The sequence below is a fragment of the Lujinxingia litoralis genome, from assembly GCF_003260125.1.
GTDB classification, from domain to species: domain Bacteria; phylum Myxococcota_A; class Bradymonadia; order Bradymonadales; family Bradymonadaceae; genus Lujinxingia; species Lujinxingia litoralis.
In genome coordinates this window covers 676,638-693,581 of record NZ_QHKO01000002.1, presented here as the reverse complement: position 1 = coordinate 693,581, position 16,944 = coordinate 676,638, and the positions used below count along the sequence as shown (strand labels likewise).

The 16,944-nt window shown below is 65.2% G+C and carries 12 protein-coding genes; 5 read left to right on the top strand and 7 right to left on the bottom strand.

Annotated features, from left to right (window positions below; genetic code table 11):
- Window positions 1-39: 39 nt before the first annotated feature.
- Window positions 40-1,152, top strand: coding sequence for a LuxE/PaaK family acyltransferase (locus tag DL240_RS07295; RefSeq protein ID WP_158542423.1), 1,113 nt, complete (start codon window positions 40-42; stop codon window positions 1,150-1,152).
- Here DL240_RS07295 and DL240_RS07290 read toward each other — a convergent pair.
- Both DL240_RS07290 and DL240_RS07285 read right to left on the bottom strand, forming a co-directional pair.
- Window positions 1,149-2,249, bottom strand: coding sequence for an acyl-CoA reductase (locus tag DL240_RS07290; RefSeq protein ID WP_146618161.1), 1,101 nt, complete (start codon window positions 2,247-2,249; stop codon window positions 1,149-1,151). The genes DL240_RS07295 and DL240_RS07290 overlap by 4 nt on opposite strands.
- Entirely contained in the window at window positions 2,246-3,919 is a 1,674-nt protein-coding gene (locus DL240_RS07285; protein WP_111729200.1) for a hypothetical protein, read from the bottom strand. The genes DL240_RS07290 and DL240_RS07285 overlap by 4 nt, the downstream gene beginning before the upstream one ends.
- 104 nt (window positions 3,920-4,023) lie before the next feature.
- On the opposite strand from DL240_RS07285, the gene DL240_RS07280 reads away from it, so the two are divergent.
- Complete coding sequence (locus DL240_RS07280) at window positions 4,024-5,376, top strand: serine/threonine-protein kinase (RefSeq protein WP_111729199.1); 1,353 nt, start codon at window positions 4,024-4,026, stop codon at window positions 5,374-5,376.
- On the opposite strand, the gene orn is transcribed toward DL240_RS07280, so the two are convergent.
- Window positions 5,377-5,955 carry an oligoribonuclease gene (gene orn, locus DL240_RS07275; RefSeq protein WP_111729198.1) on the bottom strand — a complete coding sequence of 193 codons (579 nt, stop codon included), beginning with the start codon at window positions 5,953-5,955 and terminating at the stop codon, window positions 5,377-5,379.
- Window positions 5,956-6,135: 180 nt separating this feature from the next.
- On the opposite strand from orn, the gene DL240_RS07270 reads away from it, so the two are divergent.
- Window positions 6,136-9,687 carry a serine/threonine-protein kinase gene (locus tag DL240_RS07270; protein WP_111729197.1) on the top strand — a complete coding sequence of 1,184 codons (3,552 nt, stop codon included), beginning with the start codon at window positions 6,136-6,138 and terminating at the stop codon, window positions 9,685-9,687.
- A 2-nt stretch (window positions 9,688-9,689) separates the two neighbouring features.
- Here DL240_RS07270 and DL240_RS07265 read toward each other — a convergent pair whose 3' ends face one another.
- The gene (locus DL240_RS07265; protein WP_111729196.1) at window positions 9,690-11,294 is read right to left on the bottom strand and encodes a hypothetical protein; all 1,605 of its coding nucleotides are present in this window, start codon (window positions 11,292-11,294) and stop codon (window positions 9,690-9,692) included.
- A 193-nt stretch (window positions 11,295-11,487) separates the two neighbouring features.
- Between DL240_RS07265 and DL240_RS07260 the strand changes: the two genes are divergently transcribed.
- On the top strand, window positions 11,488-11,913 hold the full coding sequence (locus DL240_RS07260; RefSeq protein WP_111729195.1) for a hypothetical protein: 426 nt from the start codon (window positions 11,488-11,490) through the stop codon (window positions 11,911-11,913).
- Window positions 11,910-13,187: a hypothetical protein gene (locus DL240_RS07255; protein WP_111729194.1), complete on the top strand. Its 1,278-nt coding sequence runs from the start codon at window positions 11,910-11,912 to the stop codon at window positions 13,185-13,187. Before DL240_RS07260 ends, DL240_RS07255 begins: the two co-directional genes overlap by 4 nt.
- On the opposite strand, the gene sctQ is transcribed toward DL240_RS07255, so the two are convergent.
- The 3 genes from sctQ to DL240_RS07240 all read right to left on the bottom strand — a co-directional run bounded on the left by sctQ (window position 13,184) and on the right by DL240_RS07240 (window position 16,886).
- Window positions 13,184-14,623: a type III secretion system cytoplasmic ring protein SctQ gene (gene sctQ, locus DL240_RS07250; protein WP_111729193.1), complete on the bottom strand. Its 1,440-nt coding sequence runs from the start codon at window positions 14,621-14,623 to the stop codon at window positions 13,184-13,186. The two genes, DL240_RS07255 and sctQ, sit on opposite strands and share 4 nt — an antisense overlap.
- Window positions 14,624-14,697: 74 nt before the next feature.
- A complete protein-coding gene (locus DL240_RS07245; protein ID WP_111729192.1) occupies window positions 14,698-15,384 on the bottom strand; it encodes a hypothetical protein in 687 nt (228 codons plus the stop codon).
- Between the two features lie 170 nt (window positions 15,385-15,554).
- Entirely contained in the window at window positions 15,555-16,886 is a 1,332-nt protein-coding gene (locus tag DL240_RS07240; protein WP_111729191.1) for a DUF1015 domain-containing protein, read from the bottom strand.
- Window positions 16,887-16,944: the final 58 nt, after the last annotated feature.

Genomic DNA, 16,944 nt, shown 5'->3' with positions numbered 1-16,944 from the left:
GCGCCTCTCACAAAACGTTACCACCACACCATGCCTGCCATGACCTCACGCGACCAGATCTTTCGTAACATTCACAGCGCCATCACCTCCTGGGAAGCGACCACCGATCCTCTCAGCTGGCCTGCCACGCGCTTTGCCTCCCTGGCGCGCGAGCTCTTCGCCTACCAGTATCAGACCAACGCCGCCTACCGCACCCTCTGCACCAACCGCGGCGTAGCGCCGGCCGACGACCTCGATCTCAACCTCATCCCGGCCGTCCCCACCGATGCGTTCAAGGTGCTCGACCTCTTCCACGGTCCCTCGATCGCGCGCACCTTTCGCACCAGCGGCACCACCCAGGGGCAGCGGGGTCAGCACCACTTTGCGACCCTGGAGCTCTATCGCGCCTCCCTCCACCCAACCTTTGAGCGCTTCTGCAACCCCTCCCAACAAGCGCTGCGCCTGATCGTCCTGGCCCCCTCGCCAGACGATCTCCCCGATAGCAGCCTCTCCTTTATGCTCGGCGAGCTGATGGAGCGCTGGGGCAGCCCCGAGAGCACCTTTGTGATCGGGCTTCGGGACAACGCCTGGCACCTGGATCTGGCAGCTCTGGAACACGCGCTCGACCAGGCCGAGCAAGACGACACCCCTACCATGCTGCTGGGCACAGCCTTTGGTTACGTGGAGCTGCTCGACCGCACCACCCGTTCCTGGCGTCTCCCCCCGGGCTCTCGCCTCATGGAAACCGGCGGCTTCAAAGGGCGCTCGCGCACCCTGGACAAAGCAGATCTCTACGGACTTTTCGAAGAGCGCCTCGGGGTGCCGGCCCAACGCTGCATCAGCGAGTACTCGATGACTGAGCTCTCCAGCCAGACCTACACCGACGCCCTCAACGGCCCCGACGCCACCGGTCGCCTGGCCGCGCCGCCCTGGCTGCAACTCTCCGTGGTCGACCCGCTCACGCTGCAGCCCCTGACCGCCCCCGGCGCAACCGGCCTGATTCGCTTCATCGATCTGGCAAACCTCGACAGCGTGCTGGCCATCCAGACCTCCGACCGAGGCACCCTCTACCCGGACGGCACGCTCGAATTGCTGGGTCGCGCTCCCGAAGCCGAACTCCGCGGCTGCAGCCTGACCATCGAAGAGATCGCCGAAGGGCTCGACCCGCGCTAACCCACCTCCGACACCTCCACCACGCGAGCCCACCCCAAAAGGTTGGCTCGCCCGTCATGCCACCATGCAAGAGGCGGCGCCTGCATCTGCCCGGCCGGCGCCACCCGCGTGGCGCCCAGCCTGACGACCTCTTCCAGCAGGTCCTCCCGACCTGCCCACGCGCCACCCAACGCCACGCCCTGCACCTGCCCTCGCGGCTGCACCACCGCGGGTGCCAGGTCAGCGATCCCCTCAACCCGATGCACACTCACGGCGTGCGGTCCACGCTCGCCACCCTCAAAGGCCTCGCGCGCCAGGCGCACATACCCCACGCCTTCGCTATAGACCTCTCCCTGCATCTGGGCCAACGCCAGCCCCTGCGCGCGGGCGGCCTCCTGAACCTCGTCCATCTTCCCCGCCCCCAGGCGCGCTTCCTCCGCGGCGATACATCCGGCCAGCGCCTTGCCAAAGGCCCGCCAGCGCGCCTCCTCACCCACCACCACGATCGCTCGCACCGAGAAGCAACCGGACTGCCGCCACATCACCACGTCGCGCGCAAAGCGGCGAGCTTCCTCCTGAAGATCGACCTCCACTCCATCGACCAGCACTCCAAAACTCACCCGATGCCCGTAGCCCACCACCCGCGCCCCGGGTGCCAGGCGACCGATCTCGTGGAGCGTCGCATCACTGCCACTGACCACCACCACCTCGGCCTCCCCCCAGCGCTCTCCCTGGAGCACCTCCCAGCCCGCCAGTTCACACACCTTGCGGCCAAAACACGCCCCGCGCCTCGATAAGCGCACCCCCTGTTTCACCCCGATCATCTCCCCCAGCAGCACAGGCCCCACGCCGGCCCCCGGTAACATCGGCCAGATATGGCTGACCATCTTCGGCCACACCACTCGCTGCCCCGGCCCCACCGCCGCCAACTCCCGCTCCAGGCGCCCGGCGGCTTGCTCCACATCCCAACTCTGAAGGTGCAGAGCCAGGCCTTCACGCGCCATCGCCTCCGGCCACCCATCGGCGACCATCGCCTCGACCAGCCCGCGCTCCTCCCGCGCGAACCTCTCGACCACCCGACGCCCCACCTCCACATCCACTCGCCACGACTTACTCACGGTGCCACCTCCGCGGCAGCACTCACCTCACCCGCTTCCGACGGGCCTCCGGCCCAGGCCTCGCCCAACCACAGCCTCACCTCCGCCCGATCGGCGCGCCCCTGCTCTCCGGCACGCACGCTGAGCGCCTCGACCGGTGTCAGCCAGCGCGCCAAATCCTCACGCCCCTTCTCTTCAAAGATGCCCCGAAGCGCCCCTAACTCCACATACACTCCGCCGCCTTCCACACCTTCGAGAAGCGCATCCACACCGCGACGGGCCAGCCCCTCGCCCAGCGGTTGCGCGCTGCGCTCCCAGCGATTGGCATGATCAAAAGCCACCACGCTATCGACCAACAACACATGATCATCGCCCAGGATCAACGCCCACTTCAGCTCGCCATCCTCCAGCCAGGCGTACTGGATCATATGCCGAATCACCTGACGCTGGAGCTTCCCCCGACTGATCTGCGTAAGCGAATTGAGCATATCCTCCACCGGCCGACGCTCCTTAATCGGCAGGAGCACCGCATCACGTGTGGTCTTCAACCGCACCAGCGACGCCCAGGCCTCCACGCCCTCCTGCTCAAAAAACGCATTCTCCAGGCCATACACCACCACCATCGCCTGTCCGGCGAGCTGACCGATCGCGTCGTTCATCACATCCACACGAAGATCTTCTTCGAGGGCTTTGACCCAGCGCTCCCACCCCTGACGATCTTCAGAAGAGAGCGCCCCGAGCACAAACCTCACAACCTCTCCCGGGTCTCCCGAGAGCCGCGCCACCCCCAGCACTCCCGGACGCACCAGCCCGCCCACCATGGGCAACTCCCCCTCGGCTCGACCAAAATCGATCATCCCCGACGCCAGCCCGGGCGCTCCCGGCGTGGCAACCTCCAACTCCACCCGCTCGCGAGTCTCATCCAGACCGCCGCGCACATGCACCCACCCCAGCTCCCGGGCCAGGCGCTGTGCCAACACCCCGGCATGCCCCTCCCCGCCCAACCCTCGGGCGAGCGCTCCCGCAGCGATCATCGCCGAGAGCCGACGCTCCGCACTGCTGGCCAGAAACTCCCGATGCGCCCCCACTTCCAGCGCCTGCGTCCCGAGCGCCATCACGATCTCATCAAGGCCCCGGGCTCCCTCTCCCGCGCCCTCGGCGTCGATAAACCACCCCACCGCCCACCGCCGCCTGTCGATCACCGACCAGCCCCGAAACCTCCCGGCATCATCGTACCAGCGCGCTCCCCGGGCTTTCTCGTGATCCTGCTCTTTCGCCTCCAGCCCCCAGATCGCCCCGGGATCGGGCACCCTTCCCCCCTCCTGACGCCAGCCCGCGACCACCAGCTGCCCGTGCGCCACATACGCCACCGCCGGCAACTCTTCCCCCGCCCCCACCACCTGCCAGATCTCCCCGAGTTCCCCGGCATCCTCGGCGAATCCGCCCTCCTCCACCACCCCTTCCAGGCGTACCTTGACACCCTCCAGCATGGTCTCCAACCAGGTGAGTTTCTCCGCAAATACCACCGCCTGGGCACTCTGCGGCACCACCTTCCCCAGCGCCAGCGCCCCTGCCTCCCCCACCGGAGGCGCCTCCGGTGCGCACCCATCACAGCCACCGAGCATCGCCAGAATCACCATCAGAAGCGCCCCCAGACGCCACCGCCAGACCTTTGCCGCTCGCTCGCTCATCTGCCGCCCTTCAATCGCTCTTGGGACCATCTTGCTTTCAGACTATACTACAGCGGCCAACAACCCGACTACCGGACAACTCCCTTTTACCCCGCGAGCCTCCTGTGAAGAGCACCCTGATCGAGCTGCCCCCTGACTCCCAGGGCCTCGACGAGGACAGCATCGACTTCATTCGTGCCAGCTCCGTCGAAGAGCTCGCCAGACGTACTTCCATCAACTCCCAGGCGGTACTCAACCGCGTCCTCCTCCCGGGAAAACGCTTCGGCTCCTACCACATCCTGGGCTTTGTGGCCGCCGGCGGCATGGGCGAAATCTACGCCGCACAACGCCTCAAAGACGACGGCTCACGCTCCAGGCCCGTCGCCCTCAAAGTCATCACCGCCGAGTTCGCTAACGATTGGCGCATCATCGAGCGCTTCAAGCGCGAAGCCCGCATCTCCAGAGCCATCCGCTCCAAACACGTGGTGCGCGTCTACGAATTCGGGGAATCTCCCGACGGTCACGCCTTCCTCTCCATGGAGCTTCTGACCGGCGAGGAACTCTTCGACAGGCTTCACCGCAATAAAGCGCTGCCCACCGAGGAGCTTGCACACCTGGCGCTCCAGATCCTCAAGGGACTTCACCAGATCCACCTCTCGGGCTTCGTCCACCGCGACATCAAACCCGAAAACATCTTCCTGGCCCGCGCCGAAGATGGCTCCGAAGCCGTTAAAATTCTCGACTTCGGCATCGCCAAACGCGCCGATCAGAAGTCCGATCCCCTCTTAAGCGTCGTCGGCCAGATCTACGGCACCCCCCAATATCTCGCCCCCGAACAGGCCATAAATCCCGACGTCGACCACCGCGCCGATCTCTACTCCCTGGGCGTCGTCCTCTACGAATGCGTCACCGGCAGCCTCCCCTTCGACGGGGACTCCTCCTACGCCCTGATCCTCGCCCACCAGAACCAGGCGCCCCCGCCGCTGCCCTCTTCGGTGGATCCGGAGTTCGCGGCCATCATCACCCGGGCCCTGGCCAAAGACCCCGACAAACGCTTCCAAACGGCCCTGGAAATGGGCCAGACCATCAAGCGCTGGCTCGACGACAATCAGTGGTCTCGCCGGCACGCTCCCCCCCAAGACCCCGCCCCGATCATCGACACCTCCATGGATGATCTTCTCTCCACCTCCCCGCGCTCTCCCAACACCGACGAGATGATTCCTCCGGCCATCTCGCCACCTCGGCCCCACCAGAACACACCGCGCCCCGCCGCGGTGGCCGCCCAGCCGAGCGCCGCGGCCCCCGACTCCGCCGACCTCATCATCGCTCCCCCTCCTGAAGACTCCACCGAGCTGCGTTCCCCCAACGCCGCCGCCCCACTCTCCGCGGCCGACGCTCAAAAAGCCCAGATCGTCACCGGCATTGCCCTGGGACTGATCATCCTGGCCATCGGCTGGGCACTGCTCACCTGGTCGTGATCAGCGCCGTGTCGCAAAGGTCGCACTCCCGCCCGGCGCCACAAACACCTCCGAACGGTAGAACTTGAGCTCCTCAATCGAATCCTTGATATCGTCCAGCGCCCGGTGGCTCTGTTCCTTGCGCGGAGGCATCGCCACGCCGGCGGGATACCACCGGCGTACCACCTCCTTGACCGACGACACATCGATGATCCGATAGTGGAGAAAGGCCTCCAGCTGCGGCATGTACTCCGCCAGGAAGCGCCGATCTTGCCAGATCGAGTTCCCGCACAGCGGCGCCGAACCTCGCGCACAATGCTCCTGCACAAACGCCAACGTCTGCGCCTCGGCCTGCGCCAGACTCACCTTCGAGGCCTTGACCGCCGCGGTCAGCCCAGACCTTCCGTGATGCTCGGTGTTCCACGCATCCATCGCATCGAGCACCTTATCGGGATGATGCACCACCAGGCTGGGCCCCTCGGCCACAATCTGAAGCTGCGAGTCCGTCACGATCGTCGCGATCTCCAGAATCGTGCACGTCTTCGGGTCCAGCCCGGTCATCTCCAGGTCAATCCACACCAGGTTTCGATCGCTCGCCATGCATCCTGCTTTTGTAAAATTTGAGTCTCGTTCGCCGCCACAGCGACCACCGCCAGGCATCCGCCGCACTGCCTACCAGTCGCCGCACTCCCAACGCAACCTTCGCCCATTCCCTGGGGCTTCTCCTTACTCTACACTTAGTAACACCAACGCCGTCCCCCCCTCGTCCCCGGAAGCCCCATGACCATCACCCTGGCAAATTTCCTTCTCAACCGCCCCCTGGGTCGCGGGGGCATGGGCGAAGTCTGGCACGCGACTCATGTCCCCACGGGCACCGAACTGGCGATAAAGATTATCACCAGCAAACGCGCCGTCGACCCCCACTTCCTCCAGGGATTCCACCGGGAGGTACGCGCCGTCGCTCGCCTGGCTCACCCCGGCATCATCCGGGTCTTTGACACCGCCATCATCACCGAAGAGGAGGCCCGCCAGGCCCCCGAACTCCTCACCCTGGATTCCCCCTACCTGGTCATGGAACTGGCCGGCGGCTCGCTGCGCGATCTCTCCGTTCGCTCGCTACGCTTCTCCCAGCAACGCGCCATCCTCCTCAACATCCTCGAAGCCCTCAGCCACGCCCACGCCCGGGGAGTGATCCATCGCGACCTCAAACCCGAAAACGTCCTGATGGTGCATGGCCCCGACGGACCCACGCTGAAACTCTCCGACTTCGGCCTGGCCCATGCTCTCGACGAGCGTCCCACCCCGGAACAAACCTCACGAGTAGCCGGAACGCCCCGCTTCATGGCCCCCGAACAGATCCTCGCGCAGTGGTACCACCAGGGCCCCTGGACCGATCTTTACGCCCTGGGCTGCCTGGCCTTCTGGCTCGCCAGCGGCAGCCCCCCCTACTCCGGGACCACCACCGAAGAGATCCTCCACGCCCACCTCCACCGCCCGCTGCCGCCCCTGGAGACCGACATCGATCTCCCGGCCCCCTTCGGTGCCTGGATCGGGCGCCTCCTCGCCAAGCACCACGACGATCGCTACCAGTTTGCCGCCGACGCCGCGTTCGACCTCCGCCAGCTCACACCCCACTCCGAGTCCCCCGCCGACGCCACCCACGTCCCCCCGCTGCCTCCACTCCCCATCGCCTCCTCACACACAGCCGCCGAGGACGAAGCCTCCCGCACCCTCCTCATCAGCCCCCACCCTCCCCACACCTTCACCAGACCCGCCACGCCCAAAACCCCGGCCTCCTCCACCCACACCCACGGCCCCCCCTTCCCCCAGACCTGGGAATCTCCCCTCGATCGCATCGCCCTGGCCCCCGACCACCTCCGCGGAACCGGACTGGGCCTCTTTGGCCTGCGCCCCATCCCCATGGTCGACCGCATCCCCTGGCGCGACGCCCTCTGGCGCTCTCTTCGTCAGGTCCACACCCAGCGCACTCCCCGCGCCGTCTTGCTCGAGGGCCCTTCCGGCGTGGGCAAAACCCGCCAGGCATCCTGGCTCTGCCAGCGGGCCCACGAACGCGGCGTCGCACACAGCGCTCTGGCTCCGCACAGCCCCATCGCCTCCCAGACCCAGGGCCTGACCGCCCTGCTCAACGACCTTCTCCAGACCCACAACCTCCCCCACGAACAACGCCTGGCACACCTGCGCGATCTTCTCAGCCGCTCCGGCCCCCTCGCTCCCGACGACCTCCTCGACTGCATCGAGCTCGCTCATCTCACAAACCCAAACCTTCACCCCGAAGCTTCCCGGGCCACCCCGCAGCAACGCTACGCGCTGATCGCCCGCGTGCTCAAACGCCTCCACCCGCATCGCCCCCTGATCCTACACCTGGATGATGTGCACTACGGTCTGGACTCCCTGGCCCTGGCCCTCTTCCTCCTCGACCTCCCCGAAAACCTCGCCCCGGCTGTCCTCATCGTCGCCACCGCCAGACCCGATCTCATCATCACTCGCCAGGCCGAAGCCGAACTCCTGAACCGACTCAAACATCACCCGGCCACCACGCACCTCCCCGTCGACCCTCTCAAAGATGAGGACCACCGCACCCTGGTAAAACACCTCCTGGGCCTGCACTCCGAACTCGTCGATGACCTGGTCGAACGCACCCGCGGCAACCCCCTCTTCGCCGTCCAACTCGTCGGCGATTGGGTCGCCCGCGATATCCTCGCCCCCTCGCCAGAAGGCTTTAACCTCCGCGCAGGCGCCCGCGCACCCCTGCCCGACTCCATCGACACCCTGCTACGCGATCGCATCTCCTTGCTGATCGACAGCATCACGTCTTCCTCCCATCAAGCTCGCCACGCCCTCTTTGCTCTAGAGATCGCCGCCGCGCTGGGACAGGACATCGACCTCCGCGAATGGACCGCCGCCTGCCGCCTGGCCAACGTCGCCATCCCCCATAACCTCCTGGAAACCCTCACCCTGGCCAGACTCGCCAACACCGAAGATCACCGCTGGCGCTTCCTCCACGGCGCCCTGCGTGAATCCCTGCAACGGCTGGCCTCCGAACACCAGCGCTGGAACGACCACCACCGCCACTGCGCCCGCGCACTGCAAAACCTCTACCCCGATCTCCCCCCCGAGGTCGCCGCCCGCGTCGGCCACCACCTCTTCGCCGCTCACCAGTTCGAAGACTGCCTCGATCCCCTCCTGCTCGCCGCCGACCACTTCCGCCTCACCAACGACTTCAAACGCGCCATCCAACTCTTCGAACAGTACCGCCAGGCCCTCGATCACCTCTCCACTCCCCTGAATCACCCCCGACGCCTCCACCTGGCTACCCACCTGGCCCGCACCCTGGCCAAACAGGGCCGCACCGATGAAGCCATGGCCCTCATCGATGCGCTGCCCCCCTGCGACGACCCCACCCTCGACGCCCAACGCCTCTTTGCCGCCGGAGTCATCGCCCGATCCCGGGGCGATATCCTCCATGGCCTGAGCCTGGCCACAGCCTGCCTCGAACGCCTCCGCCCCCTGATCCACGCCGCCTCCTCGCCCGACCCCGCGCTGACCCACGACTACGCCAAAGCCCTCCAGCTCTTCGCAGATCTTCACTACTCCCGGGCCAACCTCGACACCGCCGCCAGTGCCTACCGCGACTCCCTCTCCTGGACCCGCAAAGCAAACGCCCCCTCCGATATGGCCTCCGCCTGGCTGGGCCTGGGCGCCATCTCCCTGGCCCGCGAGAACCCCGAACAGGCCGCCTCCGATATCGAGCAGGCCCGACACCTCTACCTCAAGGCTCAAAACCTCTACGGCGTCGCACACTGCGACAACGCACTGGGCGAAGCCCATCGCCTCCTCAAAAATGCCCCCCGCGCCTTACACTTCTACCAGCGCGCCCTGGAAGCGCTTCAACGCCTGGGCGTCTCACAGACCGGCGCCATCCGCTTTAACATCGGCCTCTGCCTGGCCTCTCAAAACGACCTCCCCGGCGCGCAACCTCACTTCGAAGACGCCCTACGCGCAATGCTCGCCGCAAACTCCACCGGCTACCAGGGGGTCGCACACACCGCCCTGGCCGCCTGCGCCGCCCATACCCCCGACTGGAACGCCTTCGATCACCACCTCCAGCAGGCATCACAGACCCTGGAATCCTCCGGCATGGTCAACCTCGACACCGCCACCCTGGCCGAGATCGCCCTGGATCAATGCCTGCTCCACCGCCAAACCACTCGCGCACGCCAGGCCGGCAACATCGCCCTTGACCAACTCCAACGCCTCAACCTCCTTGAGCGCCTCGACGCCCTGCGCCTTAAAATCCCCCCCTCCCCCTGACCTCAGAATCCCGGAAAGTCCGACAACACCCGATCACGAACCTCAATCGTGCGTTCCGGCCACATCACGTCCGCAACCTCCCAGAACTGATGGTGTGTCAAACGACGCCGACGCATCTCCAACTGCAACGTTCCTCCCAGATAGAGACGTACCGTCGCAAAACTCTCCCCGAATCCGTGGTCCGAGAAATAATACACCCCCACCCGATACCTCACCCCGTGCTCCGGCTGATCCAGGTTGATATTCTCCGGTCCCCACCCATCCACCTTATCAATATCCAACCCCGGATTATCGCGAAGGTCTCCAGGCACACCCCAGTCCGGAGTCTTGTTCTGCCAGAAACAGTCCCACGGATCAGTATTCCACCGCGCCCCGGGCCCATCTCTTAATAAATGCAGATCCACATCGCTCCCGCTGCGATCAGTGCGCGAGGAGTCACTGGGCGTATCCCAGACCAGCTGCACGTGAATATCCCGATCCGTGCGCGTATCCACCACCATCCGCGCCGGTTCACACGAACGCGTCCCCTCGGCATCGATCACATGCAGCTCCACCACATATCGCCCCACAAGCTCCAGATAGAGCTGACGCCAGGCCTCATCCCCCACCTCTGCTAACTGCACCTGCGTATCACCAGGGCGCTCCACCAGCGTCCACTCATACGCCACCACCGCCTGCCCATCATCGGCGCGACTGCCTTCCCCACTCAGCCCGATCGTCTCCAGCGGGCGTCCCACCATCTGCCCCTGCGGCGCAGCCTGAGCCTGCCCTTCCACTCCCTGCGCATGAATCACCGCGGTAGGACACACCGGCGGCGCCCCCTCGCCAACCAGCGCCAACTCCCGCTCCGGCACCAGCAAATCATTACTCTCCAGCACCAGCCGCCCCCGATACGGTCGCGACTCCGTCGGCAAAAAACTCACCCCCAACAACATCGTCTCCCCGGCCGCAAGCACGTGCTCCTGCCCCTCTTCAGCCGCCTGCTGCGACATCCGGAATCCACCATCCCCCTCCAGCGAAGACACCCTCACCCGCGTCTCCACCTCCCGACTGCAATTCCTCAGCCGTACCTCTCGCTCCACCTGCTGCCCACGCGCCACCATCCCGAACCGCACCCCTTCGGCCGGCTCAACCTCCAGACAGGGAAGATCAGTGTTCGCCAGCAGATGAATCTCGTGCACCTCCTTCTGCGGATCATTCGTTCTTACCCGCATCACCCCCTGCACGGCCTCATCGGTCAACGCCTGGTAGCTCACCTGCACCAGAATCGACTCTCCGGGCATCAACTCGCCAGGAAGACCATCGAGAAACTCTGGATAATCCACATCAAATGGACCCTCCAGCTCGATCCCGAACAACGCCAGACGCGTCCGCCCGACGTTGATCAGCTCCGCCTCACGAACCTCAACATCCCCCGGAGCCACGTCCTCAAAAATCAAACGCTCGGGCGCCTCCAACATCGGCTGCCCATCAAACTCATAGGGACTCATATCCCAGGGCTCAAAAAAGTCGCTATACGAGAGCACCGGCTCATCTTCCGGACAGCCGGCAACCGCCAGCGCCAACACCCCCATCATCACAACGTGCCAGATTCTCTGCTCAAACATCGCTCTCTCCGCGATTCTTGATGATTTCGGCCCCGCGACACATCCCTCCCTCGGAGTTGCACCGCGCGCGAACGAACACATTCCAAAATTCAATGCAACGAACGTTCCTACACACACCACACGCACCAGCCTTCCCGCCTCAACCTTCGTTTAGTAAGCTCTTATACCACATTGATACCCCAAGGGATAAATCATGCCACACCCCGGGCCTTCCCCCATCTTCACGATCGCCTTCCTGACCCTGGCCCTCACCCCCCTGCTCCACGGCTGCACCCCCTCCTACTCCAACCAACGCGACGACTCCGCCTCAAACCTCGCGCTGCTCCAACTCAACGTCTCCCCGGACACCGCCGAGATCTTCCTCAATGACGATTACCACGGCATCGTTAACCGCTGGCAGGACCATACCCTCTCGCTGACGCCAGGGAACTACCGCCTCGAACTCCGCGCTCCGAACCACATCCCCCAACGCTTCGATCTTCAACTTCCTCCAGACCAGCTCACTCGTCTGACGCTGACCCTGGAACCCCTGCTCCACAACCCCGATGAACCCGCCGCTCCCACCCAGAGCCCTCTTGAGCTTCCTCCCGGACAACCCCGCGCCCCACAGCTCCCATGACCTCTTCCGCTCTCGACGCCAGCATTCGCTCCCTGCCCGCTCTGACTCAGGCCCTGAACGACCCGGCGACCTCGCTGGTCATCCTGCGACCCGATGGCCACTGGCACCTTGAGCGCTCCGGCACTCTGACCTTCCAGGATACGCCGCTCCCTCCGGCCACCGTAAACGCCATCCTCAGCCACCTTCACACCGCCGGCCCCACCGCCTGTCTGAAACGCTGGTGGCTCGAACCCCTCCAGGGGGCGGCGCTCCCCCTGGCAATCTTCAAACCCCGCGCCGATCTCACCCGAAATCCCCTCTCCAAACACACGCTAGAACTTCTCCGCCCCCGCCTCTCCACGCCCATCAACGGCCTGATCTTTTGCCCTCACCAGGCCCCCCGTCAGAGCCTCCTCCTGTGGCTGGCCACCCAACTCCCCCATGAGCTCACCCTCTACATCTCTGCAGTCCCCCCCATCGCCCCCTCCAGCGTCCCCCTGATCCACCTCTTCCCTCCCGAAGACCACCGCAGCCGCTGCCGACTCGCAGACATTGCAACCCGCGCCACCACCCTGCTCTGGGACGCCCCTCTCACCCCCGAAGACCTCCCACTGCTCTTCTCCCCCCTGGCCCCTCGTCAGCGCTGGCTCGCCGCCGATATCGATCTTCTCCCCGATCACCTCCTCCAGGCGATCCTTCCCCACATCAGCATTCAGCTCGGCCTGCACACCGATCGCCAGATCGCCACCCTCTCTTACCTGACCCTACGCACCCCCAGAGGCTGGAAAACCCTGCTCGACACCGAAAACCGTGACTCCAGCAGCCCTTTTCTCTCACGCGCCACGGAAGACCCCACCATCCCTCTTCCCCACGTCAATCAGCCCTCCCCCCACCGCCAGCGCAACGCCCCGACCATCCCACTCCAGAGCGGAGAAATCGCTCTCGATACCATCTTGCCCGAACCCCTCGATCGCCGGCAAACCCTCCAAAACTATCGCCCGCCTCCACCGGACCTCCACGGCGAACGCGTCGACCGCGCCCTGGCGAACCTCCACGCCGAGGCGGATATCGACGCCATCGAGATCCCCCGGATCGAACTCGACCAACTCCGCCAAACCGTCGAAGTTGACTCGGATGAGGCCCTGAAATCCCTGCGAGATCTCCGCGCCCAGAGCCTCCTTAAAACGCGCCCCCCCTCCGACGATACGCCGAACGAAACCACCAACGAACTCCGTGTCCCCAACGCCATCGCACGCCTGCACCGCGACCGCTCCGATGACAACGACCAGACCTAGGTGCAAACACGCTCCACGCGCACGCCCAGACGCCCCTCAACCTCCACAAGCTCACCGCGGGCAACCTCCTGGTCGCCCACCAGAAGCCGCACCGGCCCTCCCACCGCAGCCTCCGTCTCAACCACCTGCCCCGGCACCAGCCGGGAAAGCTCCCCCACCGTCAACTTCACTCGCCCCACCTCAACCACAACCTCAACCTCCGCCCCCTCAACTGCCGTAGCCTGCGTCATCTGCTCCTCCTCTTCGCTCTCAATAGCCTCAGCACGAATCGCGCCGCCTTCTTCACCTGAGGCAGCCAACGCCTCGTTGATCACCAGTTGCCAGCACCCGCTCGTTCCAACCTGCAGCCGCCCCCCAAACCCGACGGTGGCCCCTGCTCGCAGCTCCGCCCCAACCCCCTCCCCATTGACCTCGCCACACAACACCACATCGCCCACCCCCAGACCGCGCACCTCCCCCAGCGAAAGCCTCACACTGCCCGCTGTCAGCCTGCCCCACACCGGCCATACCGCCGCCCCCTCTGGCACCTCCCGGCTCCGCGGCAACTGCCCCTCCACTCGCCTCACCAGCGTCCACGGTAAGACCACCCGAATTAACCCGCGCCCCCGCGTCCACCCCACCTCCAACACCCACTCCACATAGGGCGGCCGCGACGCCCGCATCAGCTCAACCTTCGCGCGCCCGGGCAGCGGATTCACCCCCCAGCTCACCTGCGGCCAACCACAGCGCTCCAGTGCACCGCCCATCACCTCCCCGATCGCACAACATACCGCGCCGTGCGCCTCATCTCCCCCCAGATCCCCCAACCCCAACGCCCGCAACCAGGCTCGACCCAACTCCGGGTTCACCCACACCAGACCTCGCTCCCAGCCCGGCATCACTCGCCACCAGGTCGACACCCCTCCCGCAAACGCTCCCGCCTCCTCCTCCCAATGCACTCCCACCCGACTGCTCCCCCGTACCTGCCAGCCCTTCCCGAAGACGCCCTCCAGCCCCTGCAACACCTCCTGCCTTAGACGCTCGCCACCGGTGATACGGACCAGGCCCCGAAGCGCTTCGGCATCCCCCTGAGTCACTGACGCCAGTTTCATCCGAGACCAGACCCGCACCACACGCTCCCTCATCACCGGAGCCGGCACATCGATCGCAGGGCGCGTCTTCGCATCAAACGCCGGCATCACCGCCGTCTCCTCCTCCCCCTCGGCACCTCCCTTCTCATGCCGTGGCTTCGCTTCACGACCGCCTCCGACCGCCTCCACGCGCAACGTCTTCGCTTCACGACCGCCTCCGACCGCCTCCACGCGCAGCGTCTTCGCCTCCAATGTCCTCGAAACCACCACCGTCGGCTCCAACGCCTCGGCCTCTCGGGCTCGATGCTCCTCTCGTAGCTCCTGAAACCATCCGGGCAACTCCAACAACTGCGTCTTCTCATCCACCCCAAACCTCGCTCATCCAGACCCTGGATCCAATCATCCCAACCGACTCCGCTCTCCCAGCCTGCCTATTCGCCTCAACACACCACCGCCACGCCATTCAACTTCACCCCTCGCTCCCCGGCCGCCCGCACCATCTCCCCCTTCCAGCGCAACAAATCCCGGGCCAAACCCTCATCACTGGCACGCATCCTCACCGAAAACCCGTCATGCTCCCGAAGCAACCTCACCTTCAACATCCCTCGCCCCGGCACCTCCAACTCCAGAAACATCACCCGTCGCCCCTGCGCGTCCTCCCCCACCTGGGCCGCTCGCACCATCTGCTCCACCACCTCCCCCAACTCCGGCCCCCCACCACCACCCGCCGCCAACTCATTCACGCCGCCCCCCGGGCGCTCTGGCCCCCTCACCACCTCCGACACCGCAGGCCCCTCCACCGCCTCTTCCAATCGCCGAACATCTTCAGCCTCACTCTCCCCTCCCTCCTTCTCTTCCCCCGCCATCGCCCCCGGCTCGGGCTCCTCCCCACGCTTGAGCCGCTCCCCGTCGGATGCTCCGGCCCATCCCTCCTCCCCTCGCTGGACCGCCCCCTCTTCCAGAGCACGCCCGTAATAATCCCCCTCCAGACGCTCATCACCCGACTCTTCTCCCCCCCTTAGCAACGCCTCAAACACCCCGCCCCCCTCCTCCAACGACACCCCTCCCGCACCGGAAGCCTCCCCTCCCACACCACCCATTGCGCCCACGTTGGATTCGATCTTCATCGCGCTCACCCGCCAGAGTCGTCCCCTTGCCCACACAAGAACTTCACTCCTCCTGTTATCGAGCGTTTTCGACACTCTTTGCGTCCCCTCCCCCTTTTTCCCCGACCTTTCTTTCAAAAAAAAGCGGCGCCCGAAGGCGCCGCCCTGAAAACAGGTGAGACATCAAGATCTTAAAGAAGGTTGATCACAAGCCCGCTCAACACCTTCGGATAAAAGAAAGTCGACTTCTGCGGCATCTTCCCACCCGAGAGACAAACCCGATTCACCTGCTCCACCGGGGTGGCGTTCATAAACACCACCATCTGATGACCCGGCTCATCGAGCGCCGCCCGCGCCTCGGCCCATCCCTTCACATAGCCCAGATTCGACTTGGCCTCCTGCGCCGCGCGGTCGATCCCCAGCATCCGATCGAAGATCGCCTCATGCAGCACCGCAACATCCAGGCGTCGCACCTCCTCGGGGGTCTCCTCATCAAAGACCGGCGAGTCCACCCCACCCACATACTGCACCAGCAGCAGGCTGCCGCCGACCATCCCCACCACAAAACTCGGATACTCCCCTCCCGCCGCCTCCAGACGCTCACGCAACGCGTCCAGATCATCAAGCAGCCCCCGGCTCAGCTCTTCAACCCGGTAAACCCCGGCCTCCTCCAACTGCGCCCGGAGCTTCTCCCCATCAAACCCCGCCACCGAGTGCACCACCCGATGCGTCGGAAACACCTGCAACCCCGGATCGTGCATATTGACCAGAAACCCCATCACATACTCATAGGGCGCGTCTCCATCGGGCTCCTCGGCCACCTGCCGGCGAAACTCCCGATACGCCAGCGCCGTCTCGTAGCGATGATGCCCATCCGCAATCAGCAGCGGACGCTCCTTTAATCCGGCCTGCACCGCCTGCTGCACCGCCTCATCGCGCACCGCCCAGAGCTGATGTCGAATCCCATCCTCCGTGCGAATATCCAGCGCCGCGGCCTCCCCCTCGATCGCCCCGTAAAGCGGCCGATCCACATCCCCTTCTTCATCATCATACAGAAAAAAGATCTGACTCAGGTTCGCATCGGTGGCCTTCATCAACTCCAGCCGATCGGCCTTAGGCCCCTTGAGCGTTCGCTCATGCGGCAGCACCACCCGCTCCTCATAATCCGCCAGCCGCACCAACGCCATAAACCCCTGACGCCGATACACCTGACCGGCCTCATCCTCAAACTCCTGCACATGAACGTAGATCGCCGGCTCCGGCTCCACGATCATCACCCCCTGCGCCAACCAGTCGAACATGTAGCGCCGGGCCCGCGTATAGCGATTGTTCTCCGGGCTATCACTCGCCTGCCGACGGTTCAGATCAAGCCGCACCACATTCTGCGGGTGACGCTGGTAGAGTTCCTCCAACATCGCCTCGTCGATCACATCATAGGGCGGCGCCACCACCTGCGAGGCCTCCTCCCCATGCATCGACTCCCAGCTGTACCGCACACCCCGAAACGCTTTTACTTCCGCCATCGCCTCTACCGTCCTCGCTACAGTTCGTCTGGACACCCCGATCTCGCGCAACCAAGCG